Raw genomic sequence first — 21,435 nt, forward strand, 5'->3', positions numbered from 1 at the left:
TTTTTATTTTTTAGTTATATTTAACTTGTAGAGGAGCAAATTTATACGTTTAGTTTAAATAAAAAAACTTTTTTTAATTTAATTGACCGAAATTTAACTTCGATTTAAAAAATATCTCATTAAATTGGCGGCGTCATTTTTTAAATAAAACAAAAAAAAGGACGATAATTAGAAAAATTACAACGTTTTAGTAAATATTCAAAGATTCCTTTGATATCTTCTTAAAAAGCTGCGAATTTTTTTTTTATTAATTTTTCAATCAAAAAAAGCTTTTTCTTACTAAAAAAAACCATATAAAAAGTATCCAAAAACAAAGCAATACTCATATAACAATCTAAATTACAAATAAAAACATGAATAAAAAAGAGAATTTTATTGCAGATATAAATACGGGGTATTCTTCAAAGGGAGACAGCATCATACTTGGAGGCGCAATGCTTGACGGTGAACCAATTGCGGAAGCACATGTCAAAATTCCGCTTAAAACTTTAAATCGCCATGGATTAATTGCTGGTGCAACTGGAACAGGAAAAACCAAAACAATCCAGGTTTTTTCGGAGCAACTTTCTAATGCCGGAATTCCTGTATTAATGATGGACATTAAAGGAGATTTTAGCGGTATAGCCAAAGAAGGCAAAGAAGAGGGTTTTATTACAGAACGCCATGCTAAAATAAATGTACCTTATAATGTAGCTGCATTTCCTGTTGAATTAATGTCTTTGTCTAAACAGAATGGAGTTCGTCTACGTGCTACAGTTTCTGAATTTGGCCCTGTACTGTTTTCTCGAATTTTAGACCTAAATGATACACAGGCTGGAGTTGTAGCGGTTATCTTCAAATATTGCGATGATAATCAAATGCCTTTATTGGATTTGAAGGATATCAAGAAAGTAATTAATTATATTACTGAGGAAGGCAAAGACGAAATTGCTGCTAGTTACGGTAAAATCTCAACTGCTACAACAGGAACCATTCTTCGGAAAATTATAGAACTGGAACAGCAAGGCGGTGATTTATTTTTTGGAGAATTGTCTTTTGAAACCGATGATTTAATGCGAATTGATGAAAATGGAAAAGGCTACGTTAATATCATCCGCTTGACGGATATTCAAGATAAACCAAAATTGTTTTCGACTTTCATGTTAAGTCTTTTGGCTGAAATTTATCAGAAAATGCCCGAAAAAGGAGATGCAGAGCAACCAGAATTAGTCATCTTTATTGACGAAGCGCATTTAATTTTTAATGAGGCGAGTAAAGCACTATTAGAGCAAATCGAAACAATCGTAAAATTAATTCGTTCTAAAGGTGTTGGAATTTATTTTGTTACCCAAAACCCCATGGATGTTCCGAGCGGGGTTTTGGCTCAATTAGGATTAAAGATTCAGCATGCGCTAAGAGCTTTTACAGCAAATGACCGTCAGGCGATTAAAAAAACAGCCGACAACTACCCTACTTCTCCTTATTATAAGACTGATGAATTGTTAACGAGTTTAGGAATTGGAGAGGCTTTAGTTACGGCGCTTAACGAAAAAGGTATTCCGACTCCGCTTGTTGCGACCATGATGCGTGCGCCAATGAGCAGAATGGATGTTTTATCTCAATCTGAAATTGATGAAATAAACGGCAAATCGAAACTAGTTAAAAAATATGCCGAAGAAATTGACCGCGAAAGTGCTTTTGAAATTTTAAACAAAAAACTGGCAGAAGCGACAGAAGCTGCAGCACAACAAGAAGCACAAGCTCCTACTAAATCTTCAAAAACAGACCAAGCACTACAGAAGTTGTTACAAAGTCTGTTTTAAAAGTCGTAACTAGCGCTACTTTTATAAGAGGTGTGTTTGGAGTTTTGACTAAAATCTTTAAAAAATAAAAGAACTTAACCAACCTAAAATATAAAACCCGACAAATTCTTGAAAATCTGTCGGGTTTATTATTATGTGTAAAGATTATATTTACTTATATAAATAGGTATAAAACTTAAGCCTGCTCTAATAATGCTAAAATCTTGTTTTCAACTTCTGGGCTGTCCCAGATGTTTTCTATATTTTGCATTCTAAGAACCTCTTCCATAATTCCGTTTTGATAATCTCCAATTGCCAAAGCTTCAGCATACGGTCGATCACTGAAAGTAACGCGGCTATAAAGCGGAATCCATTTGTCTGGATGTTTGTCTGAAAAGACTTTTTCTATTTTCTTTTGCAGTAGGAACTTTTCATCTGCTGTTTTGGTACTCATTTCTAAGAAATTTCGATACGAAAGTTCTGCAATAGCATCTGCATTTGGTTTTCTTGAGATCTGATATTCTGAAAATATTTTTTTCCAATCGTCTTGGTACTTTTCAATCATTTCGCTCAAAACGGTGATATCTTCAAAACCAGCATTCATACCTTGTCCGTAAAATGGAACTATGGCATGGCAAGCGTCACCAATTAAGGCAATTTTATTTTCGTAAGTCCACGGAAAACATTTCATGGTAACCAAAGTACTGGTTGGATTTTTAAAGAAATCATTTGCCAATTCTGGAATAACTTCAATCGAGTCTGGGAAATTTTTCTCGAAGAAATCTTCGACCATTTTACGGTCTGTCAATGATTCAAATGAGTTTTCGCCTTCAAAAGGCATAAATAAAGTACAAGTAAAACTTCCGTCAAGATTAGGAAGTGCAATTAACATGTACTCGCCTCTAGGCCAAATATGAAATGAGTTTTTATCTAATTTATGTGTCCCGTCTGGATTTGCTGGAATATTTAGTTCTTTATATCCCATATTCAAAAATTCTTGAGAATAATTGAACATGCTCTGGCGCTGCATTCTGTGACGGATTCTAGAAAAGGCACCATCGGCACCAAAAACCATATCGAACTTTCTTTCTTCCCACTCGCCTCTTTCGCTTTCGCCAATATGAAGCGTAGCATCGTTCAACGTAACGTCCCAAACTTTCTGTTCAAAATGAAATTCAGCTCCAGCTTCTTCGGCAAGATCGATCATTTTTCTGTTTAGTTTTCCTCTTGAAATAGAATATATCGATTCTCCTTCTTGACCGTAATTCTGAAAATTTAGTTTGTCTACCAAGTGAATGGCACGTTTATCCATCGGAATTGCAATTTCTCGAACCGAATCGCCAACACCAACTGCATCCAAAGCTTTCCAGCCACGGTTGGACATTGCTAAATTAATAGAACGTCCAGAAAAATTTATTTTTCGGATATCTGGACTACGGTCATAGACATGAACAGAGTGACCAGCTTTTTTAAGATAAATTGCCAGTAACGATCCTACAAGTCCAGAACCAACAACAGCAATTTTTAAAGATGTTTGCATCGAGGGAAAATCTAATATTGGGTCGTAAAAATAACTAATAATTGTACATGAGCCTTAAAATAAATGAACAAATTGTTTGTAAATAGTGATTCACAAAGATTATCCTGTTTTTTGATGTTTTAAAAATACAACAAATTGTTATTTTATTTGGTTTATTCGCAGAAATTAAACAACTAATTTTGCTTTCGATTTAATTCATTCCATAAAAAACAAAATTCATGAACAGCGAAATTATCCAATCGGAGATTATTTTAGAAAACGAGAAAGTGCTTTTGATTCCTTTTGAAAACGAAAGAAATATAGAACTCAAAGAAATCATATTTGACGATGAAATCTGGAAATATATGGGAATGTATGTTCGAAACGATCAAGATTTCGAAAACTATATAAAAAGTACATTAAAACAGAAAGCAGACGGGATTTGTTATCCTTTTTTAATAATTGACAAAGCAACTAACAAAGTTGCTGGAAGTACGCGCTACGGTTACTTAAATCACGCAAGTCAAAAATGCGAAATTGGCTGGACTTGGTACGGAAAAGCTTTTCAAGGAACAGGATTAAATCAAGCTTGTAAATTTGAATTGCTAAATTTTGGTTTCGAACAAATTCAATTTAGAAGAATACAATTTAGTGCAGATCTTGAAAATATAAGATCGCAAAAAGCTATTGAAAAACTAGGCGCTGTAAAAGAAGGCGTTTTCAGAAATAATTATGTGGATTCTGAAGGAAAAAGTAAAGATGACGTTTATTTTAGTATTATTTCTGAAGAATGGGAAAATACTAAACAGGATTATTTTATAGAATATAGTAAAAATATATTTTAGGAAACTAAAATCACTATTTTTGACTTTTAACATAACTAAATCCCAATGACTTTTAGAAAATTAATGCTTGGATTATTCATATTCTTTTTTTCCATTTCTATAAACTCTCAAAACACGCTCAAAAGCGTATATGATATAGAAGACAATTTTCCTGCGGAGATGAAAAGAGCTAAAATGTTTATTGACAAATTATGTTCTGACATCCTTATTTATGATTTGATTGTTGGCGGCAATAATACTTACAGTTCGAATTATCAATTTAAATTAAAGTCTACATCAGATTTAAATTATGAATTGCCATATACAAATGGATTATCGCTTTATTTTCTAGATTTTAAAACTAAAAAAACTTTAAAAGAGCACACATTATATGTTGATTATTCTTTTGATTATTTAAAATATAAACCTGAGTTTATTTTAGACAAAAATACCTTTTCTGCTTTCTCTTATTTTAATCTAGCGACTGAAATCAATGAGTATTCGGATAAGGAAATCGTAAAGCAGATTTTGACTAATTTATTTGTTGAGCCTTCTTTTGAAAAAAGATTTTCGCTCTTTCTAAAAAAAATAAACGGTAAATATAAACTTGATAATCCTTCGCCTAAAGAGGTTTTTGGAGAAGAGGAAGAACTAAATACTGATGAAAAAATTGAAAAAATAACTGAATCTTTAAAAGACCAATTTGACGAAGAGTTTCACCAAGTGCTCTTTAATACTTTTGTACTAGAGAAAACTGATGACAAAAAGACTTTTGAAAATTTAAGTAAATTATTTTCTAAAAATATTACAGAATCTGTTGATGACGTTTTGCAACAAAAAATTCTTATCAATACAAACAAAAGTTGCTTTCTAAAAGTGCCTAATCAATATCTAAATATTCTAAATGAAGAACATTCATTTCCAGTTAATTCGATTGAAATTAAATTAGATTTTAAGAATAAAAATCTAATACTAAATTTTTCTAATGAAGGTACTAAACTAGTTTTAAAAAACAGTAAATCGGTCAGCACTAATAAAATTTTAAACGAAGTAAACGTAACTACAAATAGTTTACAAATAACGATTTCTGAGTTAGACACAAAATTAATTGTTAGCGACAAATACAATAAAGACAATTACACCATTACATTATTAAAGTAGCACACGATTATTTAAAGAATAAAAAACATACCCCAGCCATAAAGCTGGGGTTTTTAATTGAATTGAACTTTTACTAATCATCATTCTCTTTCCAATTAGATTGTATTAAAATGAAACAAATTGAACAATTGCGCGTCTTACTTTTTAATCCATTTCACACTAATCAATCAAAACCATGAAAAAATCAATTCTTTTACTATTAATGGCCTTTTTATCTGCAGCAGCTATTTATGCTCAAACAGAACCAATAAAATATGGCAACAGCAAGGAAGCTGGAAATTATAAAGAAATTAACGGCTTTAAAATGTACTACGAAATTTATGGAACCGGAAAACCTTTGGTTTTACTTCATGGCAATGGCGGTTCTATTAAAGGCCACAGCAAAAGAATTGAATATTTTAAAAAGCAATTTCAGGTTATTGCTATTGACAGCAGAGGGCACGGAAAATCTATTGATCCTTCTAACAAGCAATTGAATTATAACGAAATGGCAGATGATGTGAGCGCTTTACTTGATTCGTTAAAAATAAAAAATGCTTACATCTGGGGACAAAGCGATGGTGGAATCTTAGGTTTATTACTTGCTATCCATCATCCGGACAAAACAGAAAAAGTTGCTGTTTTTGGAGCTAATTTATATCCTGGAAAAAAAGCAGTTTACAGCGAAATTGATCAATTGGTTTTAGACACCTTAAAAGCCACGAAAGATCCTCACACAAAAAACTTATATACTTTATTGGCAAAACAGCCTAATATTTCTAAGAAGGATCTACAGAAAATAACATGCCCTGTGTTGATAATGTCAGGAGATCGAGATGCTATTAGACTAGAACATTCTATAGAAATATTTGATAATATTCCAAATTCGAACTTTTTTGTAATGCCAGGCGCAACACATTTTGGAGCTTATGAAAAACCAGAATTATTCAATTTAATTGTTACGAGTTTTTTTAATGACCCGTTTAAGAAAACATCAACGGTTAATATATTTACAGGAAAGAAATAAACTAAAAACCCAGCCATAAAAGCTGGGTTTCTTGTTGAATTAATTAACCTTTTCTATTCTTTTGGCAGTTCTAATTAGGTTTTACTTTATAAAATGAAAAACCTTTTATTGACATTACATTTTGAAGCTTACAAAAAAGCATCATATTTCGATTTTCTTTTAAATCTAATTAAACTGTTTAATAGAAAAAATAATACATTCGCTTACACTAAATCTATCATTCGTTTAAAAATCATGAAAGGCAAAATCTACATAATTCTATTCTTTATTCTAACTTCTTTCAATATTTCTGCACAAACAAAAATGTTGACCGGTTATAAACATTTAGTAATTCTCAATATTCCTAAAAACTGGCTTCAGGTAGAAACCAATGAAATTCCATTTTTAATAAAACCTGATGAAAAAAATGTCAGCGACAATACGTATATGTATGTTTACGGATTGGATTACGAAACTTCTCCTGATTTAAATTTATGGATTGAAGGGAATAATGGAAGTCTAAAAAGTGAGATTCCAGAAATAAAAATTAGCGAATTAGAACTTAAATTCGAAAATTTAAAAAAAGATAATTTTCTAACTGGACGCTATAAAGCTGTAAGTTATGTATATCCAGATTCTAAAGAAGAAGTTTTGCTCGTTATTGAATCTAAAACGACCATTATAACAGCTGTTTTGTCTGCAAAAGATAATACTGAATTTAAACAATATCTCGATTCTTTTAAAGAATTAGTAAACTCTTTAAAGATAAATGCAGCAAATTTGACATTTAAAGAGGAATAATTTCGATCTTTCAAATTCTTTAAAAAAACAACATAATTAATTTAATCGATGAATCTTTACTCCGAACATTACGTCAGCCAAAAATCCGAAAGGTTTGTCAATAAAATTTGGTGTCTCGATAATAGCATCGGCGAAAGCCTGATTGAAAATAAACTGGTTTTGCCAAATGGCTGTTTTAATCTGGCAATTGTGAGCGGAAATGCAATCGAAGTTCATACGAGTAAAAACAAATACGAAATGAACGAAGGTATTTATTTCTGCTCTCAAATGACTAATAAAGTGCTCGTTAATATTCAGCCGAAAGCAAAAGTTACCATAATCCAGCTTCATACCTGGACGCTTTCTCTGTTACCAAAATACGATTTGAGCAATTTTACAGATTCGATTATTAAAATTAATTCAGCCGAATTGCCTTTTAAAGTAGAGATTCAATTTGATATTGAAATACTATTAAAAACAATTAATACTTACTTTGAAGCATTAGCAGATTCGCATCAAAATATAATTGAAAAAATCTGCGAGATTATAAGACTTCGCGAAGATGAAATTTCGGTTTCTGAAATAGGAAAGTTGCTGCATTCTTCGCAGCGTTTACTTCAAATAAAATTTAAAACCGCGACTGGACTTACGATTAAAAAATACATTCAGATTTTAAAATTCAGAAAATCGGTCGATCAAATGCTGAACGCCGATTTAGAGAAAATGAGTTTAACCGAAATTGCACTTTATAATAAATATTTCGATCAATCGCATTTTATCAGAAAGTTTAAAGATGTGACCAAAACAACTCCAAAAATGTTCAATCCTGATTTGTATTTTCTTTCGCAAAAAAGATAAAATTTCGCTTTTATACAATTTTGGTACTTTTGATTGAAGTATTCTTGCAGAATCAATAATCATCAATCAATCATCAAAATGAAAATCATCAATCCCCTTTTGTTTCAATTAAAAACTATTTTAGTTGGAATTTTACTCTTTCAAATACAAATGGTTTTTTCTCAAGAAGAAAAAACCTCTACTTTGTATAAAACTATTATGTCAAAAGACAGTCTTTTATTTGATATAGGTTTTAATACTTGCGATGTGAAACAATTCGAAAATTTATATACTGAAGATTTTGAGTTTTATCATGACAAAGACAGTGTTTCGGATAAAGCGAGATTTCTGAAGACTTTTAAAAGTGGCATTTGTTCTCCAACTAGAAAATATAATTATCGCAGAGAATTAATTTCTGGAAGTACAGAAATTTATCCGTTATTTAAAAATGGCATTTTATACGGCGCAATTCAAATGGGAACGCATCGCTTTTATGAAACTTCTGCTGGCAATGCTGAACAAGCAGGAAGCTTCGCTAAATTCACGCATCTTTGGCTCTTAAAAAATAAAGAGTGGAAATTGGCAAGATCGTTAAGCTATAATCATCAAATGACTAGTTCTACGGCGGGCTTATCTGATCTTTTTGACAATGATCAAGTAACAGAAAAATGGCTAAAAGAAAATAATGTTCCTACTTTAGGAATAGGAATTATTTCGGATGGAAAACTCAAGCAAATAAAAACTTTTGGTAATCTGAAACGCGATGTTCCCGCGCCTTATAACACGATTTGGAATGTTGCTTCGCTAACCAAACCAGTAACTGCAATTGTTGCTTTGAAATTGGTTTCGCAAGGAAAATGGAATTTAGACGAACCGCTTGATCAATATTGGATTGATCCAGATATTGCTAAAGATCCAAATCATAAATTATTGACGACTAGAATTATTTTAAGCCATCAAACTGGCTTTCCGAATTGGAGGGATTTTAATGAATCTAAAAAATTAGATTTCAAATTTAAACCTGGAACGCAATACCAATATTCTGGAGAAGGTTTTGAATATCTACGAAAAGCACTAGAGAAAAAATTTCACAAAACATTAGATCAATTGGCTTCAGAATTAGTTTTTGATCCTTTAAAGATGAACGATTCTCAATTTATATGGAATGACAAAGTTGATCTTTCGAGATATGCCGTTAATTATGACAAAGACGGAAATGCTTATGACCCAACTAAAAATAAAACCGCAAGCGCTGCAGACGATCTTTTGACTACAGTTGAAGATTACGGCAAATTTTTATCTATTGTAATGAACAGCGAAGGATTAAGCAAAAAGGTTTTTGACGATATGATTTCGCATCAAGTCCAGACGAAAAAAAACAAATATTTTGGCTTGGGTTTTGAAATCTATGATTTAGGAAACGAAAATTATGCGCTTTCGCACGGCGGAGCGGATAAAGGTGTTCAGACTATTTTTATTCTGCTTCCAAAAACGAAACAAGGTTTAATCATTTTTACCAATGTTGACGATGGCTACAAAGTTTATGAAAATATAGTTGTTCATTATCTAGGAGAAAACGGCAGAAAAATAGTCGATATCGAAACCAAATAATTGCTATCACCCATCAGATATTAACTTTAATCTGAGTAACATGTTCAAATTATTTATCCTTTTATTAGTATACATAAGTAAAATTTTAACTGCTTAATAGCACTAAAAATATTTGTTAGTTATGAGCATAGGCCTACTTTTTAAGTAAAAGGTCTGTGCTCTACTTTTTTATATCCGAAAAAAAATAAAAATTTTGGATTAATCTTGAAACCAAATCGTAAATCAATCGTCTAACCTTTTAGAACATCTGTTTATTTCATTCAAGAAGTTTCAATCATCAATCAAAAACAAATTTCATTAATCTAAACCATAATCAATCCACTATGAAAAAATCAATCAAACTTATTGTGCTTTTTGTCGCTTTTCAGCTTTCGTCATTTAGCACATTTGCTCAAGATAAAGCACAGCAAATCGAACAGCTTTTAAACAAATACAACGAATACGGACAATTTAACGGTTCGGCTTTGGTGGCGGAAAACGGAAAAGTAATTTTCAAAAAAGGTTTTGGTTCTGCCAACATGGAATGGAATATTCATAATCAACCTGATACCAAATTCAGATTGGGTTCTATCAGCAAACAGTTTACTGCTCTTTTGATCGTAAAATTGGCAGAAGAGGGAAAAATAAAACTAGATGTGCCTATTACCACTTATCTTCCTGACTATCCAAAAGAAAACGGTGATAAAATCACCATTCATCATTTATTGACTCATACTTCTGGAATTCCAAATTATACCAGCGCGCCAAACTTCTTTAAAGATAAAGCAAGAAATCCTTATGCTCCAGAAGCTTTTGTAAAGACATTTTCTAGTTTGCCACTTGAATTTACTCCAGGCGAAAAATTCAACTACAGTAATTCGGGTTATTTTTTATTGGGGTATATTATCGAAAAAATTACAGGCAAAACATATGAGCAGAATTTACAAGAAACTATTTTCACTCCTTTAAAAATGGTTAACTCTGGTTACGATCACAGTGACATAATTCTAAAAAACAGAGCTGCTGGTTATGAAAAACAAGGGAAGAAAATTGTAAATGCGGCCTATATTGATATGAGTATTCCTTACGCTGCAGGATCTTTGTATTCTACTGTAGAAGATTTGTATTTGTGGGATCAGGCGCTTTATACCAATAAATTGCTTTCTGAAAAATCTATGGAATCTTTGTTCAAACCTTACATTAAAGCATGGAATGGTTTTTATGGATACGGATGGTCAACTTACGAAGTGCCAAACGGAAATGATAAACTAACTGTTATTGAACATGGCGGCGGTATCAACGGATTTAATACTATTATTTCTCGTATTCCGAAAGACAAAAATCTTGTGGTTTTATTGAATAATACTGGAGGAACTGTTTTGGGAGAAATGAATACTGCAATACGTTCAATATTATACAATCAGCCTTTTAATCAGCCAAAGAAATCCCTAGCTCTTGATCTATTGGATGTCTATAACGAAAAAGGTGCAGTAGCAGGAACAGAAACTTACAAAAAGCTAAAAAACGATCCAACTTATGCCATTAAAGAAGGCGATATGAACAGAGTTGGATATCAATTGCTTCAAACTGGAAAAAAGAAAGAAGCTATCGAAGTTTTCAAAATCAACGTTGAGACTTTTCCAAAATCTGGAAATGTTTATGATAGTTTAGGTGAAGCTTATTTGGCTGATGGAGATAAAAAACTGGCCATTGCGAACTACAAGAAATCGGTGGAATTGGATCCTACAAATGAAGGTGGAAAAAAAGTTTTAGAAGAACTTTCTAAAAAATAAAGTCAGCATATTCTAGATTAAATTCTTAAAATGGCTCCGATACAATAGCTCTAGCAGTTGTTTTATCGGAGTTTTTTGTTACAACTTGGGACATTCAAAATTGGGAAATTATTTTTTAAAAATAGTATTTTAGCCTTACCCAAAAATTGAATAACCTATGAAAAATTTAAACCAACACCATTTTCTGGTTGCGTTCCTGTGTCTTTTTATTTCTTCTAAATCTTTATCTCAAAGCAATCAGCCGTTGATGCCAAGTCAGCAGAACAAAATCATAATCGATAAAATTGTTGAAGCAACTCGGTATAAAAATTATGTTATCGATTTTTGCCTTTCAAAAATAAATGAGGCTTCTGCAAAAGAAGGTTGGAATGACCAAAAGGCAATGGAAATTACTCAAACCATTAATTACAAAAATTTTAGAGATGCGATTTATAACAGTTTTGTTGTATTTGACGAAGTTGAACTAGAAACTTTATTAAAAGCCTATGAAAAAGACCCAGCTTATCAAACCCAAAATGTGATGACCAACAATAAAGTTCTAATTAATAATTTGAACATTTTTGCAAATGATATTGTGCTTGGGAAGTATATTTCTAAGTAAGGTGCAGAGTTAAAGTTACAAAGGGACAAAGGTTCAAAGTGTTTTGATTCACAACATCTTTTTCATTTTTTACATGCAAATTAATTAAACATAGCCCGTGGTTTCAACCACGGGGATGCAATATTATCATGCTTCGTATTGTGTTCCCGTGGTTGAAACCACTGGCTCTATTTGAAGATAGGAATTAAATTAACTTATCGTTTGTCATTTCTCAAATCACAAAAATGCACAAACCAACTTCATTATATTTTTTTTATCAAAGTTCCTTACACTTAAGCTCTATACTTTGACAAAGGTGCAACTTGAAACCTGAAACTTGAAACTTAAAACCTAAAACAAAAAAGCTACTTCTTAGGTTTCAAAATCAGTTTCGTCGAAGTCTTTATAATCTCTTCTTTGTTCAATTTCATTTTTCTGAACTTTCCTGCGTTGTACATTTCGGCTTGATCGTCGTAATGTTTACTGAAAGGATTTCCAGATTGTCCTGTTGGCAAAATACTCCAGCTGTTTTCTATATCTGCAAAATCGACAATTCTTCTTGTTGAAGGTTCGCCTTTCGTGTAATACTTTCCTTCATCATTAAATCCGAAGAATAAATTATTGATTACTTCATTTGAACCTGGAGAATTAAAAGGCCCAACATTAAACAATCCGCGAAGCGCTTTGACTTTTCCTAATGGATGCTCGTGTTCTACCGTATGTACTTTTCCCCAATTCCATTCTGACACATTTTCTCCTAACTGATTCTGCAAGGCAACAACAGCATCATGAAAAGATTTTGAAACAACGTCTGTTCTGGTTTCTTTTACATTTTTTGTTTTGATATTATCCCACCAAACCGAATTTTCATTTTTTATCTGATTGGCAATAACTTGTTTTCCTAAAGAAATTCCCAAAAACAAATTGAAGTTATCCTTGCCCATTTCGTCTTCAAACGTATTTTTCAAATACAAATAAATCCATTTGTTGTAAATAGTTGGCGCAACATCTTCAATATTTGTTGTTCCTTTCCAAGATTTTAAAACGTTTAAAACTTCTTTTTCATTATTAGAAAGTGACTTATTATTTAAACTTGCTATTAAATTTTTCGAAACTTCAACTGCAACATCCGAAGTATTATCATAAATCATTTTACTGATAGCTTCTTTATCCCAATCTGATTTTGCATCTAAAATCCCAGAAATTCTTTTGGCGCGATCTTCTGGCAAATAATATCCAGGATATAAATAATCATTATCTATAGCTTCTGGCTGATTATTGGCAGAATACACATATCCCCATTCTGGATTTTCAGCCGACGGGTTTTCTTCAAAATCTAAAAATTTGGCGATATCATCTTTTCCGCTTGAACCGTCTAAAATTAAATGCGTGTTAACGCCTTCATTATGTCGGTATAATTTCCCGCTCGCCCACCAAGCCACATTTCCTTTAGCATCGCCATACATAACGTTTAATCCTGGCGCTGCAATTAAAGAAACTGCTTTTTTAAAGTCAGTAGTGTTTTTGGCATGCGAAAGTCCATAAGCCGCGTCTAGAATCTGGATTGGCTCTCTGGTATAAGTCCAAGACATTGCAATTGGATTTTTCTTTTCTAAACGATCTATAAAATCATTCATAACTGAACCATGACGTGTAATCTTAACTGTCAAGACAACATCTGAAGAATCTTTTACTTTTATTGTCTTTTTTCTGATTTCGTATTTACTGAAACCTGCTGGAGTCTGGTATTGAGAAGCATCGTCTGCTTTATTTTTTTCTTGGTAAAAATCGATATCATCATTTTCAAACATCGTTAAACCATAGGCATAATTTCTATTGTGTGCCAAAAGTGGAAATGGAGTTCCAGCCAAATAACACCCATATAATTCCTGTTGTGGCGTTACAATATGTGCTTCGTACCAAGTTGCCGGTTGTGAAAATCCGATATGCGGATCATTTGCAAAAATAACCTTTCCTGTTTTCGATTTATGTGGCCCAACAACCCAACTGTTACTTCCAACAAATGGAGGAATCGGAGACTGATCTAGCATTGCTGTTATAGATTTTGAAATCTCGGTATATTCTTCAGTCTTCTCTTTTGAAATTTTGATTTTCGTATTATTGAATTCTCCTTCAATGCCTAAATCTTTCAAATAAGTGGCTCCATATTTATTTTTAATATCAGTTACTAAAGGATCTGTTTTCTGCGCCATGGCAAAACTGAAAGACATGTAGCCAAAAATATTATAAACGTCTTTTATGGTGAACTTTTGTTTTTTTACACCAACCAAAGTAAATTCTATAGGCGTAGCGCCCTCCTCCAGATATTGATTAATTCCATCCAGATAAGCTTGAGTGAGTTTATAACTTTCGCTGTTTTTATCCAATTTGGCAATGGCTTTCGCCGAAGCTTCTTCGATTCCAATTCCAGCAAAAAATTTATCATTTTTAAGCGCAACACCTCCAAAGATTTCAGACAAACGTCCAGGCGCAATTCGGCGTAACAATTCCATCTGCCATAATCTTTCCTGCGCGTGTACATAACCAAGCGCAGTCATGGCATCTTTTTCAGAATCTGCATAAATATGTGGCACTCCAAAATCATCAAAATAGACTGTGGTTTCCTTTTCCAGATTATTTAATTGTACTGAGCCTTCATATTTTGGTTTTAGATGAAAAATATAAGCGCACAAACCAATCGCAAGAATTACAATAAGCACTAATAATGCCAGCAGGATTTTTTTAATTATTCTCATATTCTAAAAAAGTAAAAAAAGATGAAATTCGTAATAATATAACTTTTCTTCAAAATCTTATAAGAGACAAAAGTCTTTAAAAGTCTAAATTTATGTATTTAAAATTAATCCTATAAATGTCTGTATATAAAAAAATAGCGATTGTCGTAATTTCTCTTCTTGCACTTGTAATTCTTGCCAACATCGGGCTGAATTACTGGATCAAAAAACAGCTTCCAATCATTATTCACGAAAAAAATAAAACCGCATATAATATTAATTATGAAAAAATTGAAGTTTCTCTTTTTTCCAGAAATATTAATGCACAGACTTTGCTTGTAAGTCCGAAGAACGAACCTAAAGACAGTAAAAATGGGCTTTTTGCTAAAATTGAATCTATTACCATCAAACATTTTAATATCTGGGATTTGGCGTTTCGCGATATTATTCAAGCAGAAAGTATCATTATCAATAAACCTCGTGTTATTTTATACAAAAAAGGAGAGAAGCTTATAAATAATAGCAAAAGTATTAAAACCGAAATTGTAGATCCATTCCGTAAAATTATAGCCGTTTCCAATATTTACCTGAACGACGGAACGGTCGATGTGGTTTCTCTAGATACGGAAAAGCCGATTTTCAGCATTAAAAAAATCCTTTTAAAACTGGAAGGCATTTTAATTACTGATGCTACATTAAAAGAAAAAATTCCGCTTCAATATAAAAGCTATGCTTTGGTTTGTGACAGTTTATTTTACAGACCAAATGGTTTCTATCATATCAACATTGGAAAAATAAGTACCGAAAAGAATTTCTTAAAGATTAATAATTTCTCTAATCTTCCTCAGTTTAGCCGAAGAGAATTTACAAAACGTCTTGAAAAAGAAAAGGATATTTACAATTTAAAATTTGACTCGGCGCAGGTTGAAAAAATGGATTGGGGTTTTAAAAACGACCGTTTTTATTTTAAAGCCAATTCGCTGGTGATTAATCATTTTGATGCTAATATTTACCGCGGAAAAATGGTAAAAGACGATCCAAGCAAAAAATATCTTTATAATCATTTATTGCGAAATCTAAAATTCCCACTTCAAATTGATACACTGCAGGTTTTAAAATCAAAATTGGTTTATGAAGAAGAACTTGATTTTGCCAAAGGGCCAGGAATGCTAACTTTTGACAAATTCAATTTACAAGCAACAAATTTGCGAAGCGGTTTTGGTTTGAAAAAAACGGATGATGTAAAAATTAAAGTCAAATGTATTTTCATGAAGAATTCTCCGCTTGATGTCGATTGGCGTTTTAATGTTCTGGACAAAAGTGACGGATTTCATATTCAAGGCGTGATTTCAAATTTTGATGTTGGAGCTATGACAAGATTCACTAAACCCTACATCAACAGTACTTTTACCGGAACTTTCAATAAATACCGTTTTAATTTCTACGGAAACGACAACGGATCGAAAGGAAATGCTTCATTGGATTATGAAGATCTGAAAGTAAAATTATACCAAAAGAAAAATCCTGAAAAAGAATCCAAACTCAAAACAGCAGTTGCTAATTTATTAGTCAAAAACGATTCGAAAGAAAAACCCAAAACCGCCGAAGTCGAAGTTGAACGCCTTCAAGATCGATCGTTCTACAATCTTTTGTGGAGAAGCATTGCAGAATCCTTGAAGAAGATTTTGATTTAGTTTTTTATGCCACGACTCGAGCGACACCGAATAGGCGAAGCAATTCACTAATTATTTTTTCAATCTTTCTGGCAACATAGCCTGCAGTTTCAACCGCAGGAACGCAACGAATTTCTACAAAAATTTTCCTCAACGCATTTCTATAACACATTCTCACAATACATTCCCCGCGGTTGAAACCGCGGGCTATATTTTTTTACAATTCGTAGAAATATTTTTAATCTAATCATTTTAAATAAAAACCGTGAATTGCTTCGCCTGTTAGCTGTCGCTAGAGTCGTGGCGCAAAAACTTTACTTTCAAACCTGACAATTATCAGGTTTTAGGAAAATTTATTTTTCTTCATTTGTTCCTATTTTAATCCGAATACAAATGACAAAAAATAATCTGCATACTTTTCATATTCCAGTAATGGGATTGGCTTATACCATAGACAGTCCGATTCGAGTAGCGCAGTACGGAATTTCATCTGTTGTTGCTTTGGCAGACGATGATCTGATTGAGAAGATGCGTAATTTTTACAGCACAAAATTCAATATTCCTTACGAAGAAATCACTCAAAAATTTCACGACTACCGCGCTGAAAGAATTACCTCTTATTTAAATTTAGTCGATAAAATTGTAAAAGAGAAATTCGAAAATTTTAAAACAGAATTGGCAGAAAGTAAAACGGCTTTAGAAAACTTTATGTCAATGCTGCCGAATACTTCTGATATTAAAAAAGGATTTCAGAATTTATTGGATGACGGAATTGCTTTTAAAGAGAACATCCAAAATTATATTGAAACCAATCTTTTTCCAGGAGAAATCGACGTTAACATTATGACCAAATTGGACAAAGATAATTTTGTCAAAAACGAACAGCTTCCAATTGAGTTTAATGACGCACATGCCGCTTTAAGAGGTTTTGCCAAAAGTAATCTAGAATCTTCTGTAGTGCTTTCTGCTGGAATGAATCCGAGATTGTTTGGCTACTTCGAAAACTTCAAAGATTTTTTTCCAAATGAAAATAACGAACTGAAAAAGAAAATTATCTTAAAAGTAAGTGATTTTAGATCGGCTATGATACAAGGAAATTTCTTGGCTAAAAAAGGGCTTTGGGTTTCAGAATACCGAATAGAATCGGGATTAAACTGCGGCGGACATGCCTTTGCAACCGACGGACTCTTATTGGGCACGATTTTAGAAGAATTCAAGCAGAAAAAAGAACAATTGGTACAATCGGCCCACGATTTAATGATTAAGGCCTTACAGGCAAAAAATCAACCTATTCCTGAAAATCCGTTAGAATTAAAAATTACCGTTCAAGGCGGCGTTGGAACTGCAGCAGAACATGAGTTTTTATTAGACGAATATAATGTTGATTCTGTAGGTTGGGGTTCGCCATTTTTATTAGTTCCAGAAGCGACATCTGTCGATAAAGAAACTCGTAATCTACTGATGAATGCCAAAGAAGATGATTTTTATTTAAGCAATATTTCTCCTTTGGGAGTTCCTTTTAATACTTTGAAAGGAACTACAAATGAATTTTTAAAGCAAAAGCGAATTCAGGAAAACAAAGCAGGAAGTTCTTGTCCGAAGAAATTTTTAGCTTTAAGCAAAGAATACGACCCACATGGAATTTGCACGGCTTCAAAAAAATATCAGGATATTAAACTGGAAGAATTAGAAGCAAAAAAAGATACGATATCTATTGATGAATTTAAGAAAAGCAAAATCAAAATCACCGAAAAATCATGTCTTTGTGTCGGTTTGGCCAATGCTTCTTATCTAGAAAATGACATTAAAATAAAAGGTCAGGCACAAGGGGTAGTAATTTGCCCTGAACCAAACTTAGCTTATTTTGATCAGGAAGTTTCTTTAAAAGATATGATTCAGCATATTTATCAAGGAAAATCGATCATTAGAACTGAGCGCCCAAACTTGTTTATAAAAGAGCTTAAAATGTATATTACTTATTTTAGAAATGAAATTCAATCTATTTCTGGAGAACTTACAGCAGCTCAGCTTAAAAAATGGAATTCTTTTAAATCTAATCTGTTAGATGGAATTGAGTATTATAAAAATTTATTTGAATCGACGTCAGTCTTTAAGGGTCATCTTGATCAACTCGATTCTTGTAAATCAGAATTAGTTGGTATTAAAATTCCCGTTTCAGAGTTGGTTTAAAATTGAAAACCCCAAATTAGATACTAATTTGGGGTTTGTTTTCATTTTTCAATAAAAATATAGAAAATAAAATTCAATTCGTTTTTTTATAAATCAGAATTAAATGTCATTTAAATTCCAACATACAAACTTAACTTGAAATTATTATATTGATAAAACATCAAGAACCATGTTTAAAAAAACTATAACCGCTAGTTTAACATTTGTATTATTCTCTCTGATGAGTTGTTTTGCTAAAGATAATTTAAAGATTAAAGATTTTTGTAAAATTAATATTGGAACAAAACGTGCCGATATAGAAAAATTTATTGGCAAACCGCAAGAAAAATCAAAATCAAATTTTATCTACAATTTAGATTATGAATGCAAAATGAAACTAATCTATAAAAACGACAAACTGAATAAAATACTTTTTATTGATCCTTGTAAAAGAGAATATCAATTAAAATCGAATCAAACCTCTATTCCATCTACTGCAAAAACAGGTATTCTTCCTAGTGAACCAAACCAAAAAAATAGAACAATATCTATAAATGACTTCTGTAAAGTAAAAGAAGGAATGACATATAACAAAGTAGTAAATTTAATTGGCCCTAATACAGGCTCAATAGGTTTTGGAATGGTATGGGATGTTTATGAATTCCCTGACAGCTCTTATATGAAATTGTGTTATAACAATAATAATTTAGCTTTTTTTAATTTTGTTGATTGTTGCAATAGGGAATATGAATCGGTAAATTAAAACTTTAAAATTCTTTAATAAACTAAAAATGGCAAACAAATAAATTGTTCGCCATTTTTTATATCTAGTTATACAAATGATAACTATTCTTTCTTTTTGTTTTTACTGTCAATAACAGCTCCTGTTCCAGTTCCTAATGCTGCTCCAGCTAAACCACCAATAACAGCTCCTTCGCCTTTTTTCTTACTGACAATTGCGCCAGTTGCTGCTCCTACTCCAGCACCAATTACAGCACCCTTAGCAGTTGCACTCCAACCTTTCTTTTTTGCTGGTGCAGCAGCTGTTGTTGTAGCAGCGGCTTGTTGATGCACTACGACAACTTTCTCCTTTTGAGCTTCGATCTTTTCCTCGTTTAATTTTGCCATTTCAGTCTTCATCGAATCGATAACACGCTGTTTGTTAATCTCAACTTTCATTGAATCAATGCTGGCTTGTTTAGCTTTATTTATATCTTCTTTGTTTTGTTGTTGACAAGAAGTTAAAAATAATACGGTCAATAAAATATATAAGCCTTTCATGATTATAAGTTTTAAAAAAATTATACATCACAAAGTACTTAATATCTGCTATAATAATTATTACAGAATTTTTTGAAAAGTTTATAAGATTTGAAGATTTGATGTTTGTTTCTCGCTGTTTTTTATTTTTCAAGCTGAATGATTGATGCTCGCAAAGTCGCGAAGGCGCAAAGTTTTTATTTTTAAGTTTAATAGCATTCAGCTAAAACTTGGATGAAAAAGTCATCAAAAGAAAAAGGCTTTAACCAAAATTGCACTGCCCCCAAAAAGTTAGACGCTATTTGGGGGCATTTTTATGGAAAGAAAAGTCAAGCACAGCTATGAATTCAAACTTGAGTGTGTAGAATTAGTAGTTGTTAAACATTATTCATTTGCATTAGCATCTAGCGAGAAAGGAACCAGCAAATCTAATATACGCAAATGGGTCAGTTTTTACAGGGAATATGGAAGGGCAGGTTTAATGTCACGAAAAAATCAGGTTTATCCGATTGGTTTTAAATTAAAGGTTTTAAAGTCAATTTGCAGGGATTCATTATCTTTAAGAGAAGCTCGTTTGCGATTTAACATTCCTTCGGATTCAATTATCATTAAATGGAAAAAAGATTTTGCTAATTTTGGTTTAGAAGGATTAAAACTAAAACCAAAAGGGAGACCAAAATCTATGAGTGATTTTAAAGATAAAAAAAGTAAATCTGAAAAACCTTTAACCAGGGAAGAAGAACTTCTGTTGGAGAATGAAGCATTACGCTGTGAAATTGATTATCTAAAAAAGTTACAAGCCTTAATTCAAGCCGAAGAAAAAGCCAAAAATCGCAAGTCATAATGGAATTAAGGCATCGCTATGATTTAAAATTACTTTTAAATTGCAGTAATGTGGCGCGCAGCAGTTTTTATTATTATCAAAAACAGAGTAAAACAGCTGATAAATACAAAAAAGTAAAAGAACTTATAAAATCAATTTATTCTAAGCATAAGGGGCGTTACGGATACAGGAGGATCACTAGTGAGTTAAAGCTTCAAGGGATAATCATCAATCATAAAACAGTTTTAAGGCTAATGAAATCGTTGGGATTAAAAAGCCTGATCAGAGTTAAAAAATATAAATCCTATAAAGGAGAACAAGGCAGGATTGCCCCAAATATTCTGAGCAGAAACTTTAAAGCATCAGTGCCTAATCAAAAATGGGCGACCGATATAACTGAATTTAACGTCTCAGGAAAAAAATTATATTTATCACCAATAATTGATTTGTTTAATGGAGAAATAGTTAGTTATGAACTGGCTGAAAGACCTGTATTTAATCAGGTAGCCGTGATGCTTGAAAAAGCATTTAAGAAAATACCCGACAATACTAATTTAACGCTGCACTCTGATCAAGGATGGCAGTATCAAATGAAACAGTACCAATGCTTATTAAAAGAAAAAGGAATTAAACAGAGTATGTCCAGAAAAGGAAATTGTCTTGACAATGCAATTATTGAAAACTTCTTTGGAACATTAAAATCAGAGTTGTTTTATCTTAAAAAATACAGTTCCATTGGTCAATTAAAACAGGAGATTATTGAGTATATTAATTATTATAATAATGACAGAATAAAACTTAATCTAAAAGCAATGAGCCCGATACAATATCGAGCTCATTATTATAAAACTTAATTATTAATTTGTCTAAACTTTTGGGTGCAGTCTAAATATACTTGTTTGGCTAGCCCTCTTAACTTCATCTT

At 32.1% G+C, this 21,435-nt stretch carries 15 protein-coding genes and 1 pseudogene; 13 read left to right on the top strand and 3 right to left on the bottom strand.

Annotated features, from left to right (window positions below; all coding sequences use genetic code 11):
* Positions 1-353: 353 nt before the first annotated feature.
* Positions 354-1,870: pseudogene (locus ACPWTF_RS10015) on the top strand (helicase HerA-like domain-containing protein).
* Positions 1,871-1,977: 107 nt separating this feature from the next.
* Here ACPWTF_RS10015 and ACPWTF_RS10020 read toward each other — a convergent pair.
* Entirely contained in the window at positions 1,978-3,321 is a 1,344-nt protein-coding gene (locus ACPWTF_RS10020) for an FAD-dependent oxidoreductase (protein ID WP_427875325.1), read from the bottom strand.
* Positions 3,322-3,539: 218 nt separating this feature from the next.
* On the opposite strand from ACPWTF_RS10020, the gene ACPWTF_RS10025 reads away from it, so the two are divergent.
* From ACPWTF_RS10025 to ACPWTF_RS10060, 8 genes are all read left to right on the top strand, one after another.
* Entirely contained in the window at positions 3,540-4,145 is a 606-nt protein-coding gene (locus ACPWTF_RS10025; protein ID WP_427875326.1) for a GNAT family N-acetyltransferase, read from the top strand.
* 45 nt (positions 4,146-4,190) lie between these two features.
* Complete coding sequence (locus ACPWTF_RS10030; protein ID WP_427875327.1) at positions 4,191-5,285, top strand: hypothetical protein; 1,095 nt, start codon at positions 4,191-4,193, stop codon at positions 5,283-5,285.
* A gap of 175 nt (positions 5,286-5,460) precedes the next feature.
* A complete protein-coding gene (locus tag ACPWTF_RS10035; RefSeq protein ID WP_427875328.1) occupies positions 5,461-6,291 on the top strand; it encodes an alpha/beta fold hydrolase in 831 nt (276 codons plus the stop codon).
* A gap of 93 nt (positions 6,292-6,384) precedes the next feature.
* Positions 6,385-7,071: a hypothetical protein gene (locus ACPWTF_RS10040; protein WP_427875329.1), complete on the top strand. Its 687-nt coding sequence runs from the start codon at positions 6,385-6,387 to the stop codon at positions 7,069-7,071.
* A 48-nt stretch (positions 7,072-7,119) separates the two neighbouring features.
* Positions 7,120-7,908 carry a helix-turn-helix domain-containing protein gene (locus ACPWTF_RS10045; protein WP_427875330.1) on the top strand — a complete coding sequence of 263 codons (789 nt, stop codon included), beginning with the start codon at positions 7,120-7,122 and terminating at the stop codon, positions 7,906-7,908.
* Positions 7,909-7,986: 78 nt separating this feature from the next.
* Positions 7,987-9,498 (top strand): serine hydrolase, encoded by a 1,512-nt coding sequence (locus ACPWTF_RS10050; protein ID WP_427875331.1) that lies wholly within the window; start codon positions 7,987-7,989, stop codon positions 9,496-9,498.
* A gap of 323 nt (positions 9,499-9,821) precedes the next feature.
* Positions 9,822-11,270 (top strand): serine hydrolase, encoded by a 1,449-nt coding sequence (locus tag ACPWTF_RS10055; RefSeq protein ID WP_427875332.1) that lies wholly within the window; start codon positions 9,822-9,824, stop codon positions 11,268-11,270.
* Positions 11,271-11,427: 157 nt separating this feature from the next.
* A complete protein-coding gene (locus ACPWTF_RS10060) occupies positions 11,428-11,871 on the top strand; it encodes a hypothetical protein (RefSeq protein WP_250835036.1) in 444 nt (147 codons plus the stop codon).
* A gap of 344 nt (positions 11,872-12,215) precedes the next feature.
* Here ACPWTF_RS10060 and ACPWTF_RS10065 read toward each other — a convergent pair whose 3' ends face one another.
* Positions 12,216-14,606, bottom strand: a complete 2,391-nt coding sequence (locus ACPWTF_RS10065; protein WP_427875333.1) for a penicillin acylase family protein — start codon at positions 14,604-14,606, stop codon at positions 12,216-12,218.
* A gap of 116 nt (positions 14,607-14,722) precedes the next feature.
* On the opposite strand from ACPWTF_RS10065, the gene ACPWTF_RS10070 reads away from it, so the two are divergent.
* From ACPWTF_RS10070 to ACPWTF_RS10080, 3 genes are all read left to right on the top strand, one after another.
* Positions 14,723-16,279, top strand: coding sequence for a hypothetical protein (locus ACPWTF_RS10070; RefSeq protein ID WP_427875334.1), 1,557 nt, complete (start codon positions 14,723-14,725; stop codon positions 16,277-16,279).
* Positions 16,280-16,651: 372 nt separating this feature from the next.
* Positions 16,652-18,448 (top strand): hypothetical protein, encoded by a 1,797-nt coding sequence (locus ACPWTF_RS10075; RefSeq protein WP_427875335.1) that lies wholly within the window; start codon positions 16,652-16,654, stop codon positions 18,446-18,448.
* A 169-nt stretch (positions 18,449-18,617) separates the two neighbouring features.
* Complete coding sequence (locus ACPWTF_RS10080) at positions 18,618-19,190, top strand: hypothetical protein (RefSeq protein ID WP_427875336.1); 573 nt, start codon at positions 18,618-18,620, stop codon at positions 19,188-19,190.
* A gap of 83 nt (positions 19,191-19,273) precedes the next feature.
* Here the strand turns inward: ACPWTF_RS10080 and ACPWTF_RS10085 are convergent, their stop codons facing one another.
* On the bottom strand, positions 19,274-19,708 hold the full coding sequence (locus ACPWTF_RS10085; protein ID WP_379801309.1) for a YMGG-like glycine zipper-containing protein: 435 nt from the start codon (positions 19,706-19,708) through the stop codon (positions 19,274-19,276).
* 295 nt (positions 19,709-20,003) lie between these two features.
* Here ACPWTF_RS10085 and ACPWTF_RS10090 point away from each other — a divergent pair.
* A protein-coding gene (locus ACPWTF_RS10090; protein WP_427872395.1) for an IS3 family transposase occupies positions 20,004-21,364 on the top strand; the annotation gives its coding sequence in 2 pieces (ribosomal slippage) (positions 20,004-20,487 and positions 20,487-21,364; 1,362 coding nt in all).
* Positions 21,365-21,435 lie beyond the last annotated feature (71 nt).

It is taken from the genome of Flavobacterium sp. MMS24-S5, from assembly GCF_050320125.1.
In the GTDB taxonomy this organism is placed as follows: Bacteria; Bacteroidota; Bacteroidia; order Flavobacteriales; family Flavobacteriaceae; genus Flavobacterium; species Flavobacterium tyrosinilyticum.

What these genes read in the sequence shown, in the direction of transcription:
- ACPWTF_RS10045 (WP_427875330.1), top strand. Translation starts at nt 7,120, where the DNA reads ATGAATCTTTACTCCGAACATTACGTCAGCCAAAAATCCGAAAGGTTT.
- ACPWTF_RS10020 (WP_427875325.1), bottom strand. Translation starts at nt 3,321, where the DNA reads ATGCAAACATCTTTAAAAATTGCTGTTGTTGGTTCTGGACTTGTAGGA.
- ACPWTF_RS10040 (WP_427875329.1), top strand. Translation starts at nt 6,385, where the DNA reads ATGAAAAACCTTTTATTGACATTACATTTTGAAGCTTACAAAAAAGCA.
- ACPWTF_RS10075 (WP_427875335.1), top strand. Translation starts at nt 16,652, where the DNA reads ATGACAAAAAATAATCTGCATACTTTTCATATTCCAGTAATGGGATTG.
- ACPWTF_RS10025 (WP_427875326.1), top strand. Translation starts at nt 3,540, where the DNA reads ATGAACAGCGAAATTATCCAATCGGAGATTATTTTAGAAAACGAGAAA.
- ACPWTF_RS10070 (WP_427875334.1), top strand. Translation starts at nt 14,723, where the DNA reads ATGTCTGTATATAAAAAAATAGCGATTGTCGTAATTTCTCTTCTTGCA.
- ACPWTF_RS10060 (WP_250835036.1), top strand. Translation starts at nt 11,428, where the DNA reads ATGAAAAATTTAAACCAACACCATTTTCTGGTTGCGTTCCTGTGTCTT.
- ACPWTF_RS10035 (WP_427875328.1), top strand. Translation starts at nt 5,461, where the DNA reads ATGAAAAAATCAATTCTTTTACTATTAATGGCCTTTTTATCTGCAGCA.
- ACPWTF_RS10030 (WP_427875327.1), top strand. Translation starts at nt 4,191, where the DNA reads ATGACTTTTAGAAAATTAATGCTTGGATTATTCATATTCTTTTTTTCC.
- ACPWTF_RS10085 (WP_379801309.1), bottom strand. Translation starts at nt 19,708, where the DNA reads ATGAAAGGCTTATATATTTTATTGACCGTATTATTTTTAACTTCTTGT.
- ACPWTF_RS10080 (WP_427875336.1), top strand. Translation starts at nt 18,618, where the DNA reads ATGTTTAAAAAAACTATAACCGCTAGTTTAACATTTGTATTATTCTCT.
- ACPWTF_RS10055 (WP_427875332.1), top strand. Translation starts at nt 9,822, where the DNA reads ATGAAAAAATCAATCAAACTTATTGTGCTTTTTGTCGCTTTTCAGCTT.
- ACPWTF_RS10050 (WP_427875331.1), top strand. Translation starts at nt 7,987, where the DNA reads ATGAAAATCATCAATCCCCTTTTGTTTCAATTAAAAACTATTTTAGTT.
- ACPWTF_RS10065 (WP_427875333.1), bottom strand. Translation starts at nt 14,606, where the DNA reads ATGAGAATAATTAAAAAAATCCTGCTGGCATTATTAGTGCTTATTGTA.